This window comes from Candidatus Cyanaurora vandensis, from assembly GCF_013285555.1.
GTDB classification, from domain to species: domain Bacteria; phylum Cyanobacteriota; class Cyanobacteriia; order Gloeobacterales; family Anthocerotibacteraceae; genus Cyanaurora; species Cyanaurora vandensis.
Genome location: NZ_JAAXLT010000092.1, coordinates 14,039 through 26,691, shown reverse-complemented (window position 1 = coordinate 26,691; position 12,653 = coordinate 14,039). Strand labels below are relative to the sequence as shown.

Annotated in this window: 14 protein-coding genes; 4 read left to right on the top strand and 10 right to left on the bottom strand. The window is 53.9% G+C overall.

The features are described from left to right. Positions 1 to 79: 79 nt before the first annotated feature. From HFM78_RS05935 to HFM78_RS05925, 3 genes are all read right to left on the bottom strand, one after another. On the bottom strand, positions 80 to 556 hold the full coding sequence (locus HFM78_RS05935) for a hypothetical protein (RefSeq protein WP_287128506.1): 477 nt from the start codon (positions 554 to 556) through the stop codon (positions 80 to 82). 170 nt (positions 557 to 726) lie between these two features. After that, positions 727 to 1,401 (bottom strand): M48 family metallopeptidase, encoded by a 675-nt coding sequence (locus tag HFM78_RS05930; protein WP_287128505.1) that lies wholly within the window; start codon positions 1,399 to 1,401, stop codon positions 727 to 729. Further along, positions 1,391 to 2,254, bottom strand: a complete 864-nt coding sequence (locus tag HFM78_RS05925; protein WP_287128504.1) for a DUF1338 domain-containing protein — start codon at positions 2,252 to 2,254, stop codon at positions 1,391 to 1,393. Before HFM78_RS05925 ends, HFM78_RS05930 begins: the two co-directional genes overlap by 11 nt. A gap of 60 nt (positions 2,255 to 2,314) precedes the next feature. Here HFM78_RS05925 and csaB point away from each other — a divergent pair, with 60 nt between their 5' ends. Beyond that, positions 2,315 to 3,346: a polysaccharide pyruvyl transferase CsaB gene (gene csaB, locus HFM78_RS05920; protein WP_287128503.1), complete on the top strand. Its 1,032-nt coding sequence runs from the start codon at positions 2,315 to 2,317 to the stop codon at positions 3,344 to 3,346. Beyond that, entirely contained in the window at positions 3,343 to 3,870 is a 528-nt protein-coding gene (gene pyrR, locus HFM78_RS05915; RefSeq protein ID WP_287128502.1) for a bifunctional pyr operon transcriptional regulator/uracil phosphoribosyltransferase PyrR, read from the top strand. Before csaB ends, pyrR begins: the two co-directional genes overlap by 4 nt. Positions 3,871 to 3,884: 14 nt before the next feature. Here pyrR and menA read toward each other — a convergent pair whose 3' ends face one another. The 3 genes from menA to HFM78_RS05900 are packed head-to-tail and all read right to left on the bottom strand — an operon-like array spanning position 3,885 to position 5,717. Then, positions 3,885 to 4,763 (bottom strand): 2-carboxy-1,4-naphthoquinone phytyltransferase, encoded by an 879-nt coding sequence (gene menA, locus HFM78_RS05910; RefSeq protein WP_287128501.1) that lies wholly within the window; start codon positions 4,761 to 4,763, stop codon positions 3,885 to 3,887. Beyond that, on the bottom strand, positions 4,760 to 5,449 hold the full coding sequence (gene ubiE / locus HFM78_RS05905) for a bifunctional demethylmenaquinone methyltransferase/2-methoxy-6-polyprenyl-1,4-benzoquinol methylase UbiE (protein WP_287128500.1): 690 nt from the start codon (positions 5,447 to 5,449) through the stop codon (positions 4,760 to 4,762). Before ubiE ends, menA begins: the two co-directional genes overlap by 4 nt. 40 nt (positions 5,450 to 5,489) lie before the next feature. Next, positions 5,490 to 5,717, bottom strand: a complete 228-nt coding sequence (locus HFM78_RS05900) for a hypothetical protein (RefSeq protein ID WP_287128499.1) — start codon at positions 5,715 to 5,717, stop codon at positions 5,490 to 5,492. 142 nt (positions 5,718 to 5,859) lie between these two features. Here HFM78_RS05900 and HFM78_RS05895 point away from each other — a divergent pair, with 142 nt between their 5' ends. Next, on the top strand, positions 5,860 to 6,147 hold the full coding sequence (locus HFM78_RS05895) for a DUF4090 family protein (protein ID WP_396032899.1): 288 nt from the start codon (positions 5,860 to 5,862) through the stop codon (positions 6,145 to 6,147). On the opposite strand, the gene HFM78_RS05890 is transcribed toward HFM78_RS05895, so the two are convergent. From HFM78_RS05890 to HFM78_RS05875, 4 genes are all read right to left on the bottom strand, one after another. Continuing rightward, positions 6,132 to 6,767, bottom strand: a complete 636-nt coding sequence (locus tag HFM78_RS05890; RefSeq protein WP_287128497.1) for a TIGR04282 family arsenosugar biosynthesis glycosyltransferase — start codon at positions 6,765 to 6,767, stop codon at positions 6,132 to 6,134. The two genes, HFM78_RS05895 and HFM78_RS05890, sit on opposite strands and share 16 nt — an antisense overlap. Beyond that, positions 6,764 to 7,159 carry a MerR family transcriptional regulator gene (locus HFM78_RS05885; protein ID WP_287128496.1) on the bottom strand — a complete coding sequence of 132 codons (396 nt, stop codon included), beginning with the start codon at positions 7,157 to 7,159 and terminating at the stop codon, positions 6,764 to 6,766. Before HFM78_RS05885 ends, HFM78_RS05890 begins: the two co-directional genes overlap by 4 nt. Positions 7,160 to 7,185: 26 nt before the next feature. Then, entirely contained in the window at positions 7,186 to 10,200 is a 3,015-nt protein-coding gene (locus HFM78_RS05880; RefSeq protein ID WP_287128495.1) for an SMC family ATPase, read from the bottom strand. 203 nt (positions 10,201 to 10,403) lie between these two features. Beyond that, entirely contained in the window at positions 10,404 to 11,672 is a 1,269-nt protein-coding gene (locus HFM78_RS05875) for a ChaN family lipoprotein (protein ID WP_287128494.1), read from the bottom strand. 324 nt (positions 11,673 to 11,996) lie between these two features. Between HFM78_RS05875 and HFM78_RS05870 the strand changes: the two genes are divergently transcribed. Continuing rightward, complete coding sequence (locus HFM78_RS05870) at positions 11,997 to 12,647, top strand: hypothetical protein (RefSeq protein ID WP_287128493.1); 651 nt, start codon at positions 11,997 to 11,999, stop codon at positions 12,645 to 12,647. The last annotated feature ends 6 nt before the right edge of the window (positions 12,648 to 12,653 follow it).

Here is a 12,653-nt window from a genome sequence, read left to right as displayed (position 1 = left end):
AGTGTCAAGCTGAAACTTTACATTTCTTTTTGATATTTAGCATGACCGATTAAGAAGTTTGTCTCGACATAAAGAAAAATCATAAAATCACGCTCCCAACGGACTGTTTCAGCCTTTTTAGAATGCCTTGCTCCTTAAGTTCAACTTTGTAGGGAGGGTTCTCTGACTGCCATTCATCAATTAAATCTTTTAACCAAGCTTCGATTAAGGTCTCAGCATAATACTCTGATATTTGTTGGTCTGTTTGTTTATACTCCGGGTCGTATTCTCCCAAGACAACACTCGTTTCAAGTGTGAGTAACGGAGCAGAGAGTGGTCCCTCACTCCAGGAATAAATGTTAATTTTTTGACGGTCTACAAACATAGCATAAGGGATATTTTTGTTATGCTTCTCCTTCATAAATTGTAAATAACTAGCAAGCTGTTCAAGGACCTCAGCTTCTTTATGGATAAGTCGCGTTCTGACCTTAACGGCTAAAACAATAGTCCCGTCCGCTCCCTGCACGGTGAGATCAGGGGGAAAGTAGGTAAAAGTTTCCGTTTCTTGTTCAGGCATGATGACCAACTCTCCTAGCATTGCTGTTCAAGTGTGCTTAGTGTAGCTTATGAGCGAGGTGGGTAGAGCTTATGGTCACAGTGAATAGCCTCCGTGAACTCGTGTAATAATCTTTAGACTTTTTAGCGTTTTTGTAACTGTTTGAAACAACTATGGCGAACACCATAACGCTAATCATGCAACCAACCGGGGATGAGGTGAATAGACTGGCGTAGTCGGGCCTTGTAGTCCTGGTGGTCAGGCAGGTAACTTGCCACCAGGGACCAGAAGCGGGGGGAGTGATTCATTTCATGGGTGTGACAGAGTTCGTGGACCAAGACGTAATGCACTAGATCGGATGTGAGGAAGAGTAATTGGTAGTTGAGGCTGATGTGGTGTTGGCGCGAACAGCTACCCCAGCGCGTCTTCTGGCCCCTGACCGTGGCTTGGGTGAAGGTTAACCCGGTGGCATGACTGATTTGTTGGAGCCGGGGGATAAGGTGCAGACGGCCTTGGTGGGCCAACCAAGATTTAAGGTGGGCGATACTAGGGGCACGTTCAGTGGTCGGAATCAGGAGTTGATTCGGTTTTTCGCCGCGCTCACCGTAAACCACCGTCCAAGTTCCCAACAAGGGTAAAACTAGTTGCTCGGGTAGGGGACAGCTTCCCAGCGGAGTTTGGACGGCTAAACGACCCAGGCCAGCTAAGATCCACTGCTTGCGCTTTTGGAGGATGGAGGGGATATGTTTTAGGTCAAAACCCCTAGGAATCACTACAACTAAGCCTTCTTGAACCGTGAGGCGCAGGTTGACATGGCGGGCACGGTTACTGATGCGGACCCGGTAGGGTACAGGTTCAGTGGACATTGGTGGAGTCAAAAATCCGGTCGGCATTACTGACCACAAACCCCTGGTAATAGGAATCCCAACGACCATCGGGCTTCCTCTCAGGCAGGGGATGGCGAAAAGCAAATTCCACAAAGGCGTAGGGCAACGCATAAAGTCCCTCCTGGAACTCCACCCTACTTTTCGCCCCTAGGGTTGCACTCTGCTCCAGCCCGCACTGGGGTGAACCTTTAATCAGACCGCCCTGGGTATTCATCGGAATCTGCAATTGTTCCGTCAGGAATTTATTAAAATCCACTAGTCCGGCAAACCGTTTCATCAAATGCACACTGACCGTAAAATGATTCACCCGATGCCCAAAAGCCAGGGTCCAAGCCGCATATTCACTCTCGCGCAACAGTAATTGGTAGTCGGCATACTGGGGCCGTTGCCAGGGCCGACCGCTCAAGTACATCAAGAGCGTTTCGGTTATATCCTCAGCGGATTGCAGTTGGGCCAAGGGCGTAGCTTGAACCGTGCTGGTGTACTTATACAAAACTTCCTGGAAAGCCGGGGAGAATTGGTCGGGGATGAGTTCACTAATAAAAACCTTGGGGGCCGTCTGGCAACTATCAAGTCCCGATACCATCGGCGGCTCCAGCCAAAACGCCCGCAATTGTTTATCGGCAAAGTACAGGTCATCGCGCCGCCGATAACCCAACAACGCAAACATCGCTTGCAGGATGTGCGCTCCGGTTTCGGGGCCGGGGAGGGTCCGCAGGGCCACATGGTCCTCCACCCAAAGCTCCCCCTCAGCGCGGAGGACATCCTCAATGAGCGGGACTTGGGGCACCGCCTGCCGGTACTGCTGCCATAGCTGAGCGAAGACTTCCATCATCTAAATCTGCACTGCATTTACCGTAGCGCAAGGATGGACAGCTAGTACACTGAGTTCATGCAAGCCGTGTTGTGTGGGTATTACGGGTTCGGGAATGGGGGGGATGAGGCGTTGCTTGCGTCCCTGCTCCAGATGCTCCCGCCCGACCTGACCCCCATCGTCCTTTCCCATACCCCCAAATTGACAGAGACCACTTATCAAGTCAGGGCGGTAGACCGTTGGGACACCCCGGCAGTCATCCAGGCCATGCGCTCCAGCGATTATTTCATCCTGGGGGGCGGCAGTATCCTCCAGGACGTGACCAGTCCCCGCAGCTTGCTCTATTACAGTGGTTTACTCTGGTTAGCGCAGCGGCTGGGTCTCAAAACTGTGGCTTGGTCCCAGGGCCTCGGGCCCTTGAATAAAAGCTGGTCCCGCCGCTTAGTGCGCCATCTTTTGCAGGGCTGTGATCACCTAAGTGTGCGCGACCGCAACTCTGCCCAACTCCTGGCCTCTTGGTCTCTGCTCTATACTCAGACCGTAGACCCCGTGTGGGCCTTGACCGGCAAAGTCGCCCATCTACCAGACCTCCCCCGGCCTCGCGGTGCTGTGGTCCTCCGCCCCCACCCGGACCTCACCCCCGAGCGGCTGAGCGTCCTGATGGAAGCCCTAGGACAGTTCCAACGGGCGACGGAAATTTGTTTATTGTTGGTACCCTTTCAGTTGCCCGGAGACCTCGCTTTGGCCCAGCAAGTCCAACAACAACTTCCCGGTCCCAGTGTGGTCCTCGAACTCAGCGATCCGCGCCAGTTACGGGGACTATTCGACACCGTGGAATGGACCTTAGCGATGCGTTTCCATGGGGTTTTGATGGCAGCGGGGGCGGGGTGTCCGGTGTGGGGACTGAGCTATGACCCCAAGGTAAAACAATTGCTCCAGGAACTCGATGCCCCCGGTCTGGACCTTATGGATTTACCCAATGCTGGCAGACTTACCCAACTTTGGTTGGAACATTACGCCAACGGCGAGGGTCTAAGTGAAACCCAGCGGGCCTGGTGGCTAGACCGCGCCCAGATTAACCAGCACATCCTCAAAGACCTCCGCCCATGAACCAAGTCGAACTGTTGAATGCCCTAGAAATGCACTTGATGTTACGCCGTCTGGCCCTCCAGATCCTCGAAGCCAACCGGGGCGTCCAGGATTTGGTCCTCGTGGGTATCCACACCCGTGGCGTACCGCTCGCGTATCGTCTGGCCCAAATTATCCTCGAACAGGAAGGGGCCATCGTACCCGTGGGGGTTCTGGATGTGACCTTGTACCGCGATGACCTGCGTGACATGGGCGTCCGCGCCACCCATCCCACGGACCTCCCCGCCGACCTCGACCAGCGCGTGGTCTATCTAGTAGATGATGTAATTTACAAAGGCCGCACCATCCGCGCCGCCCTCGACGCGCTCAACGACTACGGACGACCCCGCGTGATCCGACTCGTCACCCTCCTTGACCGGGGCCACCGCGAACTCCCAATCCACCCCGACTATGTAGGTCGCATCGTCCCCACCGCCCGCCACGAGAGCGTGAAAGTGATGGTCAGGGAGACGGACGGTCAAGACGGAGCGATACTATTTTCTTGAACGCGAGAATGAACCTAAACCCAGCGACTCGCCACCAAGCCCACAACCAGGGCTACCCCACTCCAGAAGTGAAGCTGGATCACCAGCGGCATCGCTTGGCCCACTTGTTCGGGTTTGTCGTGGAAGAGATTGACCCACTGGTAGAGTTGACGGCCCAAGGGCAGGGTGAAGAAGAGCCCCAGCGTAGTCCAGGGTAGAATTCCCAACAAGACAAACACACTCAATAACCCGTAGAGCATCACGAAGAGCCAGAGGAACCGTTGGGCTGCCAGTTGCGTCCCCCATTGCACAATCGGTGTTTGTTTACCAAAAGTACGGTCGTCCTCCATCTGCGGGAAGTGATGGGTATACAAAATCAAACTGGTAATCGTTCCCACCAACAGGGAAGCAGCAAAACTCAGCCAGGACCACTGCTGGGTCTGGGCATAGCTACTGACCATCACCGCAATCGGGCCGAAACAAGTAAAGGAAATGACCTCCCCCCAACCCCGGTAAGAAAAGCGCAAGGGCGGACCCTGGTAGCTATAGCCCAACAGACAACCCACCAAACTCGCCCCGGCAATCGTCCAGTCCTGCTGCAACCAAGCCAGGAGCGCGAAACTCACCACCCCCAGGACTAAAAAAAGATTCCCGACCGCGAGAATGAATCCCGGTTGCCCCGTCAAATTGACCAGAGACCAGGGCTTATTGCGGTCCACGCCCGTCTCAGCATCGAAGACATCATTGGTCAGGTTAATCCAGGCTTGAATCAAGACCAGACCGACTAAGGCCAGCCCAAACCGGACTAGATCAATCGTACCCGTCTGGGCAAAAGCCACCGCCGTCCCCACCAAGACAGGGACCACAGCGGCGGAGTAGATAGCGGGATTGAGTGCGGCTTGCCAGGGTGTCATTTTTGTAAAACGAGAAAGTGGATACCGCCATTTTCGAGGCTGCGGTGGGTCACAGTACGAAATCCAACTTGCCGAGCAAGGAGAGCCAAGGCCGGAGGCTCCGGGAAACGTTCTAGACTGGGCGCGAGATAGGCGTACTGGTCCGCAAGGTTAAACCAGGCACCGAGTCTCGGCACAACCTCCGTCAGATACCACCGCTGGAACCCATCATCCTGACGCAAACATAAGTCCAGAATGACGGCCCGCGCTCCCGGCTTGAGGATACGCTCGATCTCCCCTAGACACTGGGGAATATCCCCGACATTACGTAACCCAAAAGCCATCGTCACCCCGTCCATCTGACCCGCTGCAAAAGGCAAGTCCAACACATCCGCCTGTAACCAACGAATCCGACGGTCCAATCCGACGCGCTGCCGGGCCTGACGCAACATTCCCTCCGCAAAATCCACGCCCCAGATCACTTCAGCCCGGGGGACCACACGGGCTAACTGCCGAGTCAGGTCCCCGGTCCCGCAGCAGAGGTCCACCACTTCACCCAGGGGTTGAGCCGGGAAACACCACTGGGCCGCTAATCTCTTCCAGGCCAAGTGACGGCCCCAACTCATCAGCGTATTGATCTGGTTGTACCGGGGCGCAATCTGGTCAAATAGGTCGCGCACCAGCGTGGGATTAGGCGTAGGGGTCATTTTCAAAAACCACAGGGCCGACTCAGCCTAGCTTACCGGCTTAAACCACTGGCAGTTTGTACTCGACCAATTTCGCAAACCAGGGGTCTGCCGTCACATTGCGGTAACTGATGTAAGAGTTGCGGTCACAGTCATCCACCAAATCATATTTCTGAGAATAAATTAACTTGAATTTGAAACAGATCCCAGTAAACCCGCAGTATTCCCAGATGCAAAGGGTATCGGGGTGATAGTAAAAAGTCCCCTTCTTTAAGGTTTCAGTGGCCACGGTGCGTTCTCCAAAATACATGGTTACTCACGCCGTCTCGTCTACCTTGCTCGGGATGACGAGATGTGGACATTATGGTAACACTTCCCCATTGTTCTGTAGTAAACATGAGTAAGGTAAAATGCCCCTGTACTCACCCAGGATGACCATGCCCGATACCACTGGTGCCGATGCGGTGGATATTGCCATCGCCCGAGGTCTAGACTTCGACGGCACAGCAATTCCCCAAGCAAAACTTGACCTCTATCAGCAAGTAATGGCAATGGAAACAGACCGTCAGCGCAGTGGCGTAAGTAATACCATGCGTTCGCGGATTGTGCGGATTGGCGTTAAGCATCTCCCTCAAGCCGATCTAGACCCCATGCTGATTGCGGCAGGCTTCGCGCCCCTCAAAGATAAAGAAGTGACCTTCTATTACGGCGGTAAATGACCTTCCCACTGAGCAAGTAGGCGGGTGGTGTGGCCCTGGGGTAAGTGCGGACGTTGGCTTTGGACATCGGACCAGTAGTCGAGATCGCCCAAGGGGGGAAGTAGCCCGACCCCGAGTCCGAGTTCCTGACAACGGGTCTGGGTTGCGGTAAATAGCTGGTCTGTCCCCATCGGCATCCCCAGAAATAACGGCTCGAAACGGTTAAGACCGATTAGGTAGTAGCCTCCGTCTAGAGCTGGACCGAGGACGACCGGGTACTGTTCGAGTAATTGGGCGGCTTGCTGGAGGTAAGCGGGAGGCAGGTGGGGGCTATCGGAGCCGATGCAGAGGACGGGCTCGTGCCAACGGAGCATGAACTGGAGGCTGTGGTGGAGACGCACCCCCAAGTCTTCACCCTGCTGGCGGAACAAATAAAAATCCGGGCTGTGGTAGTCGAACCAGTCACGGGAGCCACTGTAAGCCAAGTAACGACTAGAACTCACAGCCCGCAAAAGATTAAGGGTATCCCTAAGCAGGGCTTCATGGAAAAGACAAGCTTGGGCGAGGTCGAGGGGCGGGCAAAGCCGAGTCTTGACTTGACCCACCTCGGGGGCTTTCGCCATTAGCAAAACGGCGGTCATCCCTGGCTGGGGGGGGCTTGGGCCTGGAGATGGTCCAACTGGACCGACAGGAGGTCAATCTCGCGTTGGAGCCGGAGCTTGTGCATCTCTAGGTCTTGCTGCTGGCGGTCAAGTTGTAACTGAAGCTCGGTGATGTGCTTCACACCTTCGAGATTGACCTTGAGTTCCTGGGTCAGGTGCTTGATGTAGAGGAGACGCTCGACATCCCGCGCCGAATAAAGCCGGGTCTCCCGTTCGCGCCGGGTCTTACCTTGGCCTTGACCGGGTTGGCGGTGGGGTTTGATGAGACCCAGTTTCTCGTACAACCGCAAGGTCTGAGGATGCATCCCGACTAGCTCAGCAGCCACGGAGATGATATAAACTGGGCGGTCCTCGGGATGGTCAACTCCCATACTGCGTCCCACATTAGTACACGAATTTATACTACCACACTCAAGTGGGAGCCCCGGTCGCCCTTCTCGACCTCAATGCGGGCCGGAAAGACTTCTTTGAGGTCGGTGATATGGGTAATGACGAGGATACAGGCGAAATCAGCGGCGACGAGATTGATCGCTTCAATCAGGCGTTCGCGCCCTTCGCGGTCCTGGGAACCAAAGCCCTCATCAATAATTAGAGTCTGGAGGGCGGCCCCGGCGCGGCGGGCCAGTAGGCGAGAGAGGGCAAGCCGGATGGCAAAGTTGACCCGGAAGGCTTCTCCGCCGGAATAGGTCTCGTAGGGGCGGGTACCGCGATTGTCGCCAATTAAGATATCCAAGGTTTCGATGAGTTTGGCGGTTGTCTTGGTGGTCTTCTGGGTCTGGAAGCGGACGTGGAGCTGATTATCGCTGAGGCGGGCTAGCAGTTGGTTGGCCTCGGCTTCGAGTTCCGGGAGGACGCTCTCGATAATTAGGGCTTGGATGCCGTTTTTGCCGAAAGCGGTGACGAGTTCTTTGTAGAGGGTGTGTTGATAGTGGCTATGGTCGAGTTGTTGTTGGTCTTGGACACGCTGGGTCTGGAGATTGTCGAGGAAGGCCAGTTGTTGACAGGTGGCCCCGAGGTTTGCCCGGTGCTGGTCTTGGTGAATGCGGTTGAGTTTGAGTTGGGTCTGGTGGTCAACTAGGGCCGGGGCGGGGTCTGGGGTTTGGGCTAGTTGATGTTGCAGGTGGGTGAGTTGCTGGGTGAGTTGGTGGACTTCGGTGGTGAGGGCTTGGGCCTCGTGTTGGATCTGGGTCAGGCGTTCCTGTTCGGGGCGGATTTGGGCCAAGGCGCGTTGGAGTTCTTCGTAGCGGTGGAGGAGGGGGCGTTGTTGTTGGACCTGTTGCTTGACCTGTTGGTGGTGGGGATGGTCGTATTGGAGTTGGTGGAGTTGTTGTTGGACCGCTTGCAATTGGGTCTGTTGCAGGGGACAGAACTGCTGTTCATCAATCAGTTGTTTACCGTTGCTGCACCGTTGCTGGAGGGTAGGGATTTCCTGGTCTAGGCGGTTAAGTTCGTGCTGGGCTTCTTGCAGGAGTTGGTGGCGAGATTCAGCCCAACGGTGACGGTCTACTTCGGCGTGATGTAGGGGATAGTCGTTCTCGTTGAAGTCTAGCCGTTTGAGTTCCAGATCAATCAACTGCAATTGCTGACGGATCTCTGGACCAAAACTTTCTTCTTCAAGTTGGTGTTTGAGGGTACGTTCTTGAATTTTAAGTTCTTTGAAGGCGGCTTCTTTTTCACGGTAGGCTTCGAGCTGTTGGTGGAGACGGCCCTGTTTTTGGAGTTGACTGTCTAGCCCGTCTAGTTCCAGATTTAGCTCAGCCCAGGTGCTGCGGAGGAGTTTTATCTCTTGTTCAGCGTAGCTAATTTGGTGTTGGAGCAGGGTCCGCTCGTCCTCTAGTTGCTGGGCTTCCTGTTGGTGTTGGGTCTGGATCTGTTGACGGTGATTATCATCTAGTTCTTGATTACACAGCGGACAGTTGGTTAAGGATTGATGCATAAGTCGGTCTTTGTCGCTGAGCCCGCTCAGACGTTCCTCACAGTCAGTGAGTAGACGTTCGAGGCGTTGTTTCTCGGCTTTGCGTTCGTAACCTTTCTCTTTGACCCGCTCTTTGTAGACAGCTTGGCGTTGTAGTTTTTCGTTTTGTTGGCTTAGTTGCTCCAGTTGTTTTTCTAGGAGAACCCGTTTAGATAGCTCACTGCCTAAACTAGTGGTCTGGTAGCGGACATCTTTGTAACGGGCTTCGAGTTCTAAACGTTCACTCATGAGTTGCTGGGTGAGTTGTTGCCGTTGTTGCATTTGGGGCTGGGCGATGGCTTGGCGTTCTTCGTAGGCTTTGAGGTTGGCACGGGCTTGACGTAGGGCTTCTAGTCCTTTATTGACCGTGGGTTGTTCGTTTAACTGTTCACGATACTTGCGCTGTTGTTCCTGCAAGCCTTCAAGTTTAGTCAAAAAGGCTTGGAGGTGGACGCTGAGTCGGTTGCGTTCCTGGTCAATCTCGCGCTCTAGTTGTTGACGAGTTTCGCTCAGTTGTTGATATTGGTCTTGATGTTGGTCTAGCTGGGCGGCCTGGGCGAGGAGTTGCTGGTATTGCTGATAATTCGCTTCAATCGTGGCCTGTTGGTCCAAAATCTGGGTGAGGTGTAGGATAAGTTGTTGTTGGCGGTGTTGTTCATCTTGAATCCGCAATTGAGTACGGGTAATGGTTTCAATCTGTTGGTGGAGGAGTTGACATTGTTGTTTTTGGGCTTCAGCGAGTTGGACCTGTTGTTGTAATAGTTGAATCTGGGTTTCAAGCTGGGTTTGTTGTGTGCTTAGCTGTTGGAGTTGGGCTGCAAGTTGGGTCTGTTGTTCCTCAATCTGGGGACGGGTGAGGAGTAAGGTATCAATTTTCTGAAGTTGCTCTTTAAGTAGGTCAATTTGGGTCTTGAACTCGCGGGCTTTTTCCTTAGCTTTTTCAGCGAGTTGGTCGTAGCGATTGAGACCCAGGATCTCCGTCAGGACTTCTTTGCGTTCTGTGGGTTTTTTAATCGTAAATTCATCGGCGTGGCCCTGTCTTAAGTAGGCCGAATTAATAAAGGTCTCGTAGTCCATTTTAAGGGCTTGAATAATCAGGTCCTGAGTCTGGCGGTTGGTGCGGCTGGTCACGACTCGAAACTGCTGCCCACCATCCGGGGAGACTTGAAACTCCAGGGTCCCCGCTTTGCCCTTGACCCGAATCCGCAACACCCGGTATACCGTCCCCTCACACCGAAACGTAAAATCTACTTGGGCTTCGGTGGTACCACTGCGGATCAGGTCCTCTTCATTGGTGGCCCGACTTTTCCCCCACAAGGCCCAGCCCATGGCCTCAAGCAGAGCCGACTTACCCGCGCCATTGTCCCCACAGATACAGGCCGTGTGCAGACTGGTGAAATCCACCTGACCGTGCCCATAGCTCAAGAAGTTGGTCAGGGTTAGTTGTAGTGGGATCATGACTCATCCTTTGCCTTCCATCATTAATAACCCAGATGGGCGCGAAAGAAGCTCCCTAGCCCCCACATCCTAGAAACACAAACACTGATATAGCTTCAGGCTAGTGACCATACCCCATGGCGCACTCGTCAACGGTATTAATGCGTGTGACTATCGTGCCGATGACACGGACCTGGATTAAACCGTTGGATAGTGACTATACCTCAGTCCCAGTCATTGCTGGCAATACTCGTTTCTATCACTGGGGGCAGATAGAAGTAGTAGTCATAGCGACGTTCCCAAGACGTGAGGAGGCGGTCTTCAAGGACAGGGGGGAGAGCGATCATAAAGGCTTCGGTAGTCACTCCTCTCCGCACCAATTCAGTACGAATATATCGCCAACCATAACTCGCGGGGACATTGGGAATAGGGGCGGGGACCGGACGGTTGGACTCAAACATCGCCGTCACTACCTTGCGTCGGGGCAGGTACTTATGGATGAGGGTGGGGATATCGGGGACAGGATGGGTGCGCGGTAATAGCCGTAAGCCTTGAAACGTGTCATGGGAATATCCGGCATGGTTAGCTCCGATTAGGACCACTAACTTTTGGCTGAGATGTTGACGTAAAAAGGCTAAGACATGATGGGCCAACTGGAAGTTACGGTTCTCGGTGATATAGCCGCCATCCTGGGGTAAAGTCCTGTCGGCCTGACCGAGGGCCAAGGGCCGGATGCCCAGGCTTTTGAGCCGTTCAATTAAGTCTGCATATAGAGAAGGATTACTCCAGAGCAACTTCTCAACCAGTAAGGGACGCTGGCTGGGTTGGTACTGGTCTAAAAAAGCTTGGTCATCGGCAGATACAAATTCACAACCAAAGTGCATAAAGCCCTTTAGTTTGAGCAACGCTAACTGCTGGTCTAAAAACTGATGGGTACTCAGTTGGTCATGGGTCTCCCCGAGAAACACTACATCACTGCCCTGCAAAAGGGGGGCGAGGGTGACGGGCTGGCGTTGAGGGAGGAGCAATTCACCAAAGCGGTCAATACTGGCGTTGCGTTCGTCGCTGTTCTGTCCCCGCGACTCTAAAAACACACTCCCCGGTCGCCGTCCATTGGGGAAATCTTTTAATAAGGCCAACTCCCGGTCCAAGTCCGTCTGTTCACAAAATGCTAAACAAGCCTGTAAATTGGGGTCCCGGCGTAGGGGGTTGAGCTTGACGAGATCTGCCATCGCTGTCAGATCTGCCCGACTGATCGTTGTGAAGAAGCTCAAGAACTGATAGTCCACGCTATAGAGTAAATCCGTGTTTTGATGACGGGCGTGGATGAACTTGATGGCTTGCTGGGGGTCGCGGACGATGGTGAGGACATCGGAGCGAGGCGATTCAGTCAAGGCTCCGACAGGAATGCTCAGGGTGGCTCCCAGAATAGTCTTGAGCCAGTGACGACGGGTGTAAACCAAGGGCGTTGCACCATCAAGATGCCCCAGCATATCCCACCACCCAGAGCCCTAAACAGTCCTTAATGCTACAGAAGTCTAGGGCAGTTCTGGGGGGCTCTCCTGTAATCATCCCGGCTAGCCGTACTACAGGCGCAAGAGAGCATGGGGTTCGTTCTCTCTATCAGTTACCCTCAGCATGACACCGGGCACGTTGATGGCACAGGTCCCGAGCCAGAGCATAATCCAGGCGTGGGGTTGAGCATGACGATGGATGCGCACGGCGGAGGGTATATGGACAACGCCTTCAAGTGGAACTGCTTAACAAACAACCGTAACTTTTTGTTAAGATATGAGTATTAATACCTCTGATGGCAGATGACATTTTTCAACCCAGTTGAACCAGTCCTGCGTTGTAAACAACACGAACTTGCTTTTCAGGACGCTGAGGGTTGTCTACACCTCCAGTGGCGGGTGGGCTACATTACTTTGCTGGACTCGTTTTATACCCGGATTGACCAAGTTTTTGTGGTCTGGGGACTCCTGACGCTGGTTATTTTTGGGACGGCTCAGTTCTTGCCCTTGGATTGGGCACTCCAGGCGATGCTCTGGACGGGGTTATCCCTGGTCGGGGCGGGGGCGATGGTTATTTTGAGTTGGTTCTGGGTGGTGGTAGAGCGGGTGGCGTGGCTTTTGGGGGCTTGGGTGGGGCTGGTGGTCCTCGGTTTGGCAGTGACGGACTTGAGCATTTTTTATGTTTGGGGAGATGTGTTGTTGCATTTGGGTCCCCTCTGGCTGGGTTTGATGGGCGTGGGTTATCTCGTGACGGGAACTACGCTGCGGTCAAGAGCCTTAGTGCTGACGGCGGTCGTGCATGGGCTGAGTGCCCTAGTCTTCTTTTTCTTCACGGACTGGCAATTCCTTGGTGCCGGGTTAGTTCAAGCGGGCAGTCTCTTCTTGTTGAGTGAATGCCAATGGGATATGCGTCTACCCCAACAGGGCGAAACTGCGTTTAATAACTCTCCCTGAGACTGA

Coding starts and splice junctions, on each gene's coding strand:
- HFM78_RS05935 (WP_287128506.1), bottom strand. CDS start 556: ATGCCTGAACAAGAAACGGAAACTTTTACCTACTTTCCCCCTGATCTC.
- HFM78_RS05930 (WP_287128505.1), bottom strand. CDS start 1,401: ATGTCCACTGAACCTGTACCCTACCGGGTCCGCATCAGTAACCGTGCC.
- HFM78_RS05925 (WP_287128504.1), bottom strand. CDS start 2,254: ATGGAAGTCTTCGCTCAGCTATGGCAGCAGTACCGGCAGGCGGTGCCC.
- csaB (WP_287128503.1), top strand. CDS start 2,315: ATGCAAGCCGTGTTGTGTGGGTATTACGGGTTCGGGAATGGGGGGGAT.
- pyrR (WP_287128502.1), top strand. CDS start 3,343: ATGAACCAAGTCGAACTGTTGAATGCCCTAGAAATGCACTTGATGTTA.
- menA (WP_287128501.1), bottom strand. CDS start 4,763: ATGACACCCTGGCAAGCCGCACTCAATCCCGCTATCTACTCCGCCGCT.
- ubiE (WP_287128500.1), bottom strand. CDS start 5,449: ATGACCCCTACGCCTAATCCCACGCTGGTGCGCGACCTATTTGACCAG.
- HFM78_RS05895 (WP_396032899.1), top strand. CDS start 5,860: ATGACCATGCCCGATACCACTGGTGCCGATGCGGTGGATATTGCCATC.
- HFM78_RS05890 (WP_287128497.1), bottom strand. CDS start 6,767: ATGACCGCCGTTTTGCTAATGGCGAAAGCCCCCGAGGTGGGTCAAGTC.
- HFM78_RS05885 (WP_287128496.1), bottom strand. CDS start 7,159: ATGGGAGTTGACCATCCCGAGGACCGCCCAGTTTATATCATCTCCGTG.
- HFM78_RS05880 (WP_287128495.1), bottom strand. CDS start 10,200: ATGATCCCACTACAACTAACCCTGACCAACTTCTTGAGCTATGGGCAC.
- HFM78_RS05875 (WP_287128494.1), bottom strand. CDS start 11,672: ATGCTGGGGCATCTTGATGGTGCAACGCCCTTGGTTTACACCCGTCGT.
- HFM78_RS05870 (WP_287128493.1), top strand. CDS start 11,997: ATGACATTTTTCAACCCAGTTGAACCAGTCCTGCGTTGTAAACAACAC.